The 7407-nt window shown below is 69.4% G+C and carries 6 protein-coding genes; 4 read left to right on the top strand and 2 right to left on the bottom strand.

Going from position 1 to position 7407, the window contains the following annotated elements:
* Positions 1–63: 63 nt before the first annotated feature.
* On the bottom strand, positions 64–1041 hold the full coding sequence (locus AOK08_RS22110) for a carbohydrate ABC transporter permease (protein ID WP_157876753.1): 978 nt from the start codon (positions 1039–1041) through the stop codon (positions 64–66).
* 9 nt (positions 1042–1050) lie between these two features.
* On the bottom strand, positions 1051–2400 hold the full coding sequence (locus tag AOK08_RS22105) for an extracellular solute-binding protein (RefSeq protein ID WP_055528966.1): 1350 nt from the start codon (positions 2398–2400) through the stop codon (positions 1051–1053).
* A 452-nt stretch (positions 2401–2852) separates the two neighbouring features.
* Between AOK08_RS22105 and AOK08_RS22100 the strand changes: the two genes are divergently transcribed.
* The 4 genes from AOK08_RS22100 to AOK08_RS22085 all read left to right on the top strand — a co-directional run bounded on the left by AOK08_RS22100 (position 2853) and on the right by AOK08_RS22085 (position 7087).
* Positions 2853–3896 carry a glycoside hydrolase family 43 protein gene (locus tag AOK08_RS22100; protein ID WP_157876752.1) on the top strand — a complete coding sequence of 348 codons (1044 nt, stop codon included), beginning with the start codon at positions 2853–2855 and terminating at the stop codon, positions 3894–3896.
* 9 nt (positions 3897–3905) lie between these two features.
* Positions 3906–4946: a LacI family DNA-binding transcriptional regulator gene (locus AOK08_RS22095; RefSeq protein ID WP_055528961.1), complete on the top strand. Its 1041-nt coding sequence runs from the start codon at positions 3906–3908 to the stop codon at positions 4944–4946.
* The gene (locus AOK08_RS22090; RefSeq protein ID WP_063794112.1) at positions 4931–5971 is read left to right on the top strand and encodes a LacI family DNA-binding transcriptional regulator; all 1041 of its coding nucleotides are present in this window, start codon (positions 4931–4933) and stop codon (positions 5969–5971) included. The genes AOK08_RS22095 and AOK08_RS22090 overlap by 16 nt, the downstream gene beginning before the upstream one ends.
* A gap of 93 nt (positions 5972–6064) precedes the next feature.
* Positions 6065–7087, top strand: coding sequence for a LacI family DNA-binding transcriptional regulator (locus AOK08_RS22085; protein WP_063794111.1), 1023 nt, complete (start codon positions 6065–6067; stop codon positions 7085–7087).
* The last annotated feature ends 320 nt before the right edge of the window (positions 7088–7407 follow it).

Below are 7407 nucleotides of genomic sequence, written 5' to 3'. Positions count from 1 at the left end.
GGGCGGGGTGGCGGGCGCTGTCGCGGGCATGGGGCTTTGGGCTTCCTTGAGCGGCATGGGGGGTCAGCCCTCCTTCGCGGCGTTCGGGTCGACGGCGTAGAACACGCTCCGTCCGGCCACCTTGAAGATCAGGACGGTCAGGGCGACGATGACCAGGAAGAAGACCGTGAGCATCGCCGAGCCGTAGCCGTACCGGGAGTACGAGAAGAACTGCGAGTAGACGTCGACCATGTAGACCCGGTTGGCGTTGGGGATGTTGGTGTAGACGTTGGCGACGCCGCCGCTGATCGGCGAGAGCAGCAGGGCCGGGACGAACGTCTGCAGCGTGGTGATGGTGACCAGCACCGTCTGGAAGAGCAGGACCGGCGAGATGACCGGGAGGGTCACGTGCCGGAAGGCGGTGAAGGGGCCGCCACCGTCCAGCCGGCAGGCCTCCAGTTGTTCGGCCGGCACTGTCTGAAGGGCGGCGAGGTTGATGATGAGGCCCGCGCCGATGCCCCACAGCAGTACGACGATCAGGACGATGAAGGCGCGGCTGCCGGTCAGCCACATCAGCGCGTTGACGCCGAAGATGTGCAGGAACCGGTTGACGCCCCCGGAGTTCTGGTCGAACGCCACCTTCCAGATGAGGGCCGCCGCGACGGGCGGCACGATCGCCGGGATGTAGATGAGCGTCCGGAAGACGGTCCGGCCGCGGACCTTCTCGTTGAGCAGCAGGGCCAGCAGCAGGCTTCCGACGATCGTCGTGGGGACGATGATCGCCACCAGCAACAGCGTCCTGCCCAGCGACGTCAGGGTGTCCGCCGAGGTGAGGACCTCACGGTAGTTGTCCAGGCCGACCCACGGCTTGAACGGGGCGATGCCGTCCCAGGCGGTGAAGCTCAGGTAGAAGGCGTATCCCACCGGGAAGACGGTCAGCACCGCGGTGCCGATCAGCCAGGGCGAGACGAAGCCGTAGAAGGCCAGTGCCTCGCCCCGCCGCCCGCTGCGCCGGCGTCGTCGCCGGGCCGGCCCAGTGGGCAGGGGGCTTTGCTGTCGCATGAACAAGGCCTACTTTCCGACGAGCTTCTTGCCGCTGGCCAGCACCGCGTTGACGTCCTTGGTGAGCTGGTCCGCGAGCTTGGCCACCGAGGCGCCCGAGCCCACCTGGGCGGTGAACGTCTTGGCGAGGGTGGTGTCCAGCGCGGTGGTCTGCGCGTACGGCGTGGCGTTGTGCATGACGTCCACGTAGTGGAGTTCGTCGGACTGCACCTTGAACGAGGCCTTCTCGAACTCGGTGGACTGCGGCACGAGGGCCAGCATCGACTTCAGCGAGGGCAGGCCGTTGCCGGCCGAGATGCGCTTCTGGGCTCCCGCGCCACCGCAGTACCACTCCAGGAACTGGAAGGCGGCGCCGGCGTTCTTGGCCTTGGCCGGGATCCAGTAGCCGACCGCGCCGAAGGACGGGCTGACCCGCTTCTTGCCCAGCATCGGGGCGGCGGCGAACACGCTCTTGGACTGGTACTCCTTGGCGGTCGCGCCGAGGAAGCCGCCGAACCAGAAGCCCTGCCCGGACGTGGCCTGCTTGCCCGCGACGTACTGGGGGCCGTCCCAGTCGGGGCTGGGGTTGATCAGGGAGTAGCCGATCTTGGACTTCGCCACGTCGACCAGCCAGGTCAGCGCGGCGATCGCCTCCGGTGAGGTGAAGTCGGCGGTGCCCAGGTCGTCGGAGAGGATCCGGCCGCCGGCGGTCGCCACCATGGACCCGATGCGGTTCATGCTCGCGGCGGTCGTGAAGAGCCCGTGGACGGTGGTCTTGCCGTCAGCCGTCCTGGTGAGCTTCTTGGCGGCGTCGGCCAGCTCGTCGTAGCTGATGGGCCGGGACGGGTCCGGGGCCTTCAGGCCGGCGGCGGACCACATGTCCGCGTTGTACCACCACATGGCGTCCTGCGACCAGTCCTTGGCGATGCCGTACCGGGAGCCCTTGCCCTGGGTGGTGCCGTCCCACTTCCACACGTTGTTGATGGGCAGGATGTCGGCTTCCTTGAGCACGGTGCTCTGGGCGAAGTACTCGTCCAGGTTCAGGGCGACGCCCCGGCTCGCGATGTAGGGGGTGACGTCGGTACCGGCGTCACGGACCACGTCCGGCGGGTTGCCGGCGGCCAGCATCGCGTTGAGCCGGGTCACGTCGGTGTTGATCAGCTTGATCTTGACGCCCGGGTGGGCCGCCTCGAACGCGGCGACCTCGGGGTCGGTGATCTCGCCCTGGACGCTCATGATGGTCAGCGTCCCGCTCTTGGCCTTGACGGGGGTCTTGGACGCCGTCGTGGCGCTGTTCCCGCAGGCACTGAGGGCGGCGGCGCCGGCCAGGAATCCGGCGCTGGCGAGGACAGAGCGTCTGCTGATAGCCGATGAGGACATGGGGCCAACTCCTATGGCGGATGGGTGACGACGCCGACCGGGCGATGCGGAACTAGGGGCATTGGGCAGCAGGAAGTCGTCAGGCAGCGGCGGGACAGCGGCGGCCTTCCTCCTTCCCCCGACCTGGCGGCTGCGTCGGGCGGTGAGGGCCGGAACCGGCGAAACCGGAAGTCACGGCTGGAAGCGGCATCAGAATGTAGCGCTGGTTCATCGTAGTCAACCCTTTACGGCTACGTTTCTGTTTGATGTCGGTCGTCACATGGTGGAAATCTCGCGCCTCCAGCTCGCGTTTGCGCAGATGGGAGGCCAGTTCATGTGCACGCCTCGTCTGGTTAATCTCGCCCTTAGATGATCTCCGGCCATCGCGGCGGCAGTCCGGTCCGTTGACATCGATGAACTAGAAGTGCGACGCTCACGCCGCTACAGGGCGCAGCCACCATGAGGAGACCCCCTTGTCCCGACCCAACGTGAACGGCACCCAGGCCGCGGACGCCTCGCCCTCTTCCGCGGACGCACGGCCGTGGCAACCCGCCGGCTATCTGTTCGCCCATTTCACCGGCGAACATCTGGCCGACGGCGAGCGCGTCCGCTTCGCGCTCTGCGACGGTCCCCGGATGGACCACTGGAGACAGCTCGGCGGCATTGAGCCGCTCGCGCCGGCCGGCGGCGGCGCCAGGGACCCGTTCCTGATCCGCGCCGAGGACGGCAGCGGCTTCCACCTCATCGCCACCGACCTGCGTATCCACGGCAGCGGCGGCTGGGAGCGGGCCATCGCGCACGGCAGCCGCGATCTGCTGGTGTGGCACTCCACCGACCTGAGCCACTGGGACGGCCCCCACCGGGTGGAGGTCATGCCGGAGCAGGCGGGCTGCGTCTGGGCACCCGAGGCCGTCTGGGATCCCGGCCGCGCCGAGTACCTGGTGTTCTGGGCCTCCACCGTCTACCCGCAGGACGACCCGGAGCGCACCGGCCCCTCCTACCACCGCATGTTCCGCGCCACCACCAAGGACTTCCGTACCTTCTCCGCCCCCCAGGTCTGGCTGGACACGGGCTACCCGGTGATCGACTCCACCGTCGTCGAGCACGAGGGCTGGTTCTACCGCTTCACCAAGGACGAGCGGCTGCCCGGCACCCCGGGTGCCCCGGACGCCAAGTTCGTCTTCGTGGAGCGCTCGCGGGATCTGGACTCCCCGCACTACGAACCCGTCACCCAGGGTGTGGGGCGCGGTGTCGACGGGCGGCCCGGCCTGGCGCACGCCGAAGGCCCCATCGTGCTGCCCGCCCCGGAGGGGAACGGCTGGCTGCTGCTCCTGGACGAGTTCGAGGGGCGCGGATACGTGCCCTTCCACGCCGACCGCCTGGACAGCCCGGTATGGCTGCCCGCCGCCGACCCGATGAGCGACTCGGTGCCGAAGGGGCTGCGCCACGGGTCGGTGCTCGCGCTGACAGCGGCCGAGTGCGACAGGCTTCGCGACCTCGCCCCGGCCGAAGTTTAAGGTTCTGCCATGTCCACGATGCATGACGTAGCCCAGCGGGCCGGGGTCTCACCCAAAACGGTCTCCCGGGTGGTCAACGGCGAACCCGGCGTCAGCGAGCGGACCCGGCAGAAGGTCGACGCCGCCATAGCGGAACTGGACTTCCGCCCCAACACGGTCGCCCGGAACCTGCGCACCGGCCGGACCGGACTCGTCGGCCTGGCCCTGCCCCACCTGTCGCAGCCCTTCTACGCGGAACTCGCCGAAGCGATCATGCGCGAGGCCGAACGCCACGACCTGACCGTGCTCACCGAACTCACCGGCGGTGTGGCGGAGGCGGAACTCGCCCTGGTGAGCGAGCACGGCCCGTACCTGGCGGGACTGCTGATGTACCCCGTCGGCCTGTCCGACGAGCAGGCCCGCTCCGTCGCCAGGGCCGTGCCGACGGTGTTCATGTCGGAACGGGCCTACGAGGCACCCGTCGACCGTGTCGCCATGGCCAACCGGGAGGGCGTACGGGCCATGGTCGGCCACATGGCCTCGCTCGGCTACACCCGGATCGCCGCCCTCGGCGCCGACCACACCGGACGCCCCGAACGGGCGGCGGCCCACCTCCGCCTGGACGGCTACCGCGACGGACTGAGCGACGCGGGCCTTCCCTACCTGCCCGAACTCGTCCTTGAGGTCGGCACCCCCGACTGGGACCGGCAGCACGGAGCGGAGGCGACACGCGGACTGATCGAGCGCGGTGTCCCCTTCGACGCCGTGGTGGCCTTCGCCGACGCCCTGGCGCTGGGCGCCCTGCACGCCGTCCAGGAGGCGGACCTCGCGATCCCGGACCAGGTTGCCGTCGCCGGCTTCGACGACCTCGACGACGCACGCTACGCCTGCCCGTCGCTCACCTCCGTCGCCCCCGGCACCGCGCAGATCGCCCGCGAGGCGCTGGCCCTGCTGAACGACCGTATGGCCCTCACGGCCCCCCAGAACACGGGCCGGCTGGTCGTCGCGGACTTCGACCTGATGGCCCGTGAATCGACTCTGGGAGGGGTGGCCGCATGGGGCACGGCGTAACGATGCGCACGGTGGCCGAACGGGCCGAGGTGTCCACGAAGACCGTCTCCAACGTCATCAACGGCACCGGCTCGTACAGCCCCGAGACCGAACAACGCGTGCGCGCGGCCATAGAGGAACTCGGCTACCGCATGAACCCCTTCGCCCGGGGTCTGCGCTCGCGCCGCACCGGCACCATCGCACTGGTCCTGCCCAACCTCTGCCAGCCCTTCTACGCGGAACTCGCCGAGCAGATCATGCGGGCACCCCAGACGCAGGGACTCAAGGTGGTGCTCCATTCGACCCACGGGGACGCCCGGCGGGAGCGGACCGTCCTGTCCGCGCACCAGGAACTGGTGGACGGCGTCATCTACGTCCCCCACGCCCTCGGCCCGGACGACTACCTGCCCCTGCCGCTCACCCGTCCCACGGTCGTACTGGGCGAACGCCCCGCCGACGCCACGACACTCAGCCTGGACTACGTCGACACCGCCGACGAACAGGGCGCCCGCGCGATGGTGGGCCACCTCCTCGCCCAGGGCCGGCACCGCATCGCCGTCATCGGCGAACGAACCGGCCCACGGGCCGGAGCCCGCCGCCTGCGCGGCTATCGAGCGGCGCTCGCCGAAGCCGGCGTGGACTACGACGACTCCCTGGTCGTCAGCGTGGACGACGCGGACCAGTGGTCGTCCGGTGTCGGGGCGGCCACCCGGCTGCTGCGCACCCGGGTCCGGTTCGACGCGCTCTTCTGCTTCAACGACGTCGTGGCCGTCGGCGCGCTGTCCGTCCTGACCCGCACCGGCATCAAAGTGCCCAGCGACGTGGCCCTCGCCGGCTTCGACGACATCGAGGCGGCCCGCTTCGCCTCGCCGGCCCTGACCACGGTCGACCTGCGACGCGAGTCGATCGCCCGCACCGCCATCACGCTGCTGCGCTCGCGCCTGGACCTGGAGGATTTCCGGAGCCTTCCCGGCCGCAGCGAAAGCATCGGGCACGACCTTCGGGTACGGGCGTCGTCGGCGGTGCCTTCGTCCCGTGGAGCCTGATCACCGGCACGTTGACCCGGTTGCGTACCCATGGGGCTGTCCTATCGTTGCAATCCCCCAAGGGTTTACGCAGGTGGGGCGAAGGGAGTCCGGGTGGCAGGGCGAGTGACCATCGCGCAGGTGGCCTCGGAGGCCGGTGTCTCGGCGATGACCGTTTTCTATGTCATGAACGGCAAGCCGGGAGTCTCCGAGGAGACCCGGCGCCGTGTGACGGAGGTGGCCGGGCGACTCGGTTACCGGCCGGACGTCGCGGCCCGCAACCTCAAGGCCGGCCGTACCGGGCTCATCGGCCTGATAGCGCTGGATCTGACCAGTCAGTACTGTCTGGAGATCCTGCGCGGTGTCGCCGAGGAGCTGGCCGCCGCCGAGCAGGAGCTGCTCGTCAACGCCACGTATCACGACGCGGTGCGGGAGAAGGACAGGATCGAGTTCCTGGCGCACGGCCTCGTCGACGGTGTGCTCATGATCGCACCCGTCCTGGAGGACAAGACGGTCGAACTGTTGCGCGAGCAGATTCTGCCGTGCGTGATCATTGATCCCCGGCATCAGGATGTGCCGCTGCCCCGGCTGACGGTCGACAACTACCACGGGATGCGCGAGGGCACCCAGCACCTCATCGACCTGGGGCACACCCGGATCGCCTATCTCCGCGGTGAGGAGGACCTCGAAAGCACGTCCCAGCGCTTTCAGGGCTTCGAGGACGCGATGAAGCTCGCCGGACTGAAGGTCGACGCGCAGATGGTCGTCACGTGCGACTTCTCCTACGCCGCGGGCTTCCGCGCCACCGCCCGCCTGATCGACAAGCACCGTCCGACGGCGATCGTCTCCGGCGCCGACCTGATGGCGCTCGGTGCCATCGACGCCGCACGGGCGCGAGGCCTCGACGTGCCCACCGACTTCTCCGTCGTCGGCTTCGACGACCTCCCGCAGGCGGCGCAGAGCTTCCCCGGCCTCACCACCGTGCGCCAGCCGTTGCAGGACATGGGCCAGAAGGCGGCCCGCGCCCTGTTGTCCCTCATCGAGGGGCGACGGTTGCTCATGGAGCGCATGGAGTTGGAAACGGAGCTGGTGGTACGCAACTCGACGGCTCCGCCACGCGGTGATGGCGTCGCGTGACCGGTCGGTAAGCCGGGTGGGTTGTGGCACCGGCCTCGGGGCACTGACCCTGGGTTCACATCTGGAGCGGGTGGCAAGCGCCGAACTGGCGCTCGGGTGGCGTCCCGCCAAGTGGCGCAGCGGATCAGAGCGCCGGAATCCGCAGGTCATCGTCGCATCGGCGCGGTTCGGGGCCGAGCGTGGCGCTGACGGCAGGTCAGCCGCTGCGCGACCCGGGAGCCGTGTCCCATGAGGAGGCCGACGCGCGGTTAGCGGAACGAGTCGAGCAAGGTCGCTTACACCACGAAGCGGGACACGGCCACCGCTCGCGGCTCTGGAGG

Source organism: Streptomyces graminilatus (genome assembly GCF_001418565.1).
In the GTDB taxonomy this organism is placed as follows: Bacteria; Actinomycetota; Actinomycetes; order Streptomycetales; family Streptomycetaceae; genus Streptomyces; species Streptomyces graminilatus.
The sequence above is the reverse complement of the archived record's forward strand: the minus strand, read 5'-3'. Positions and strand labels throughout refer to the sequence as shown.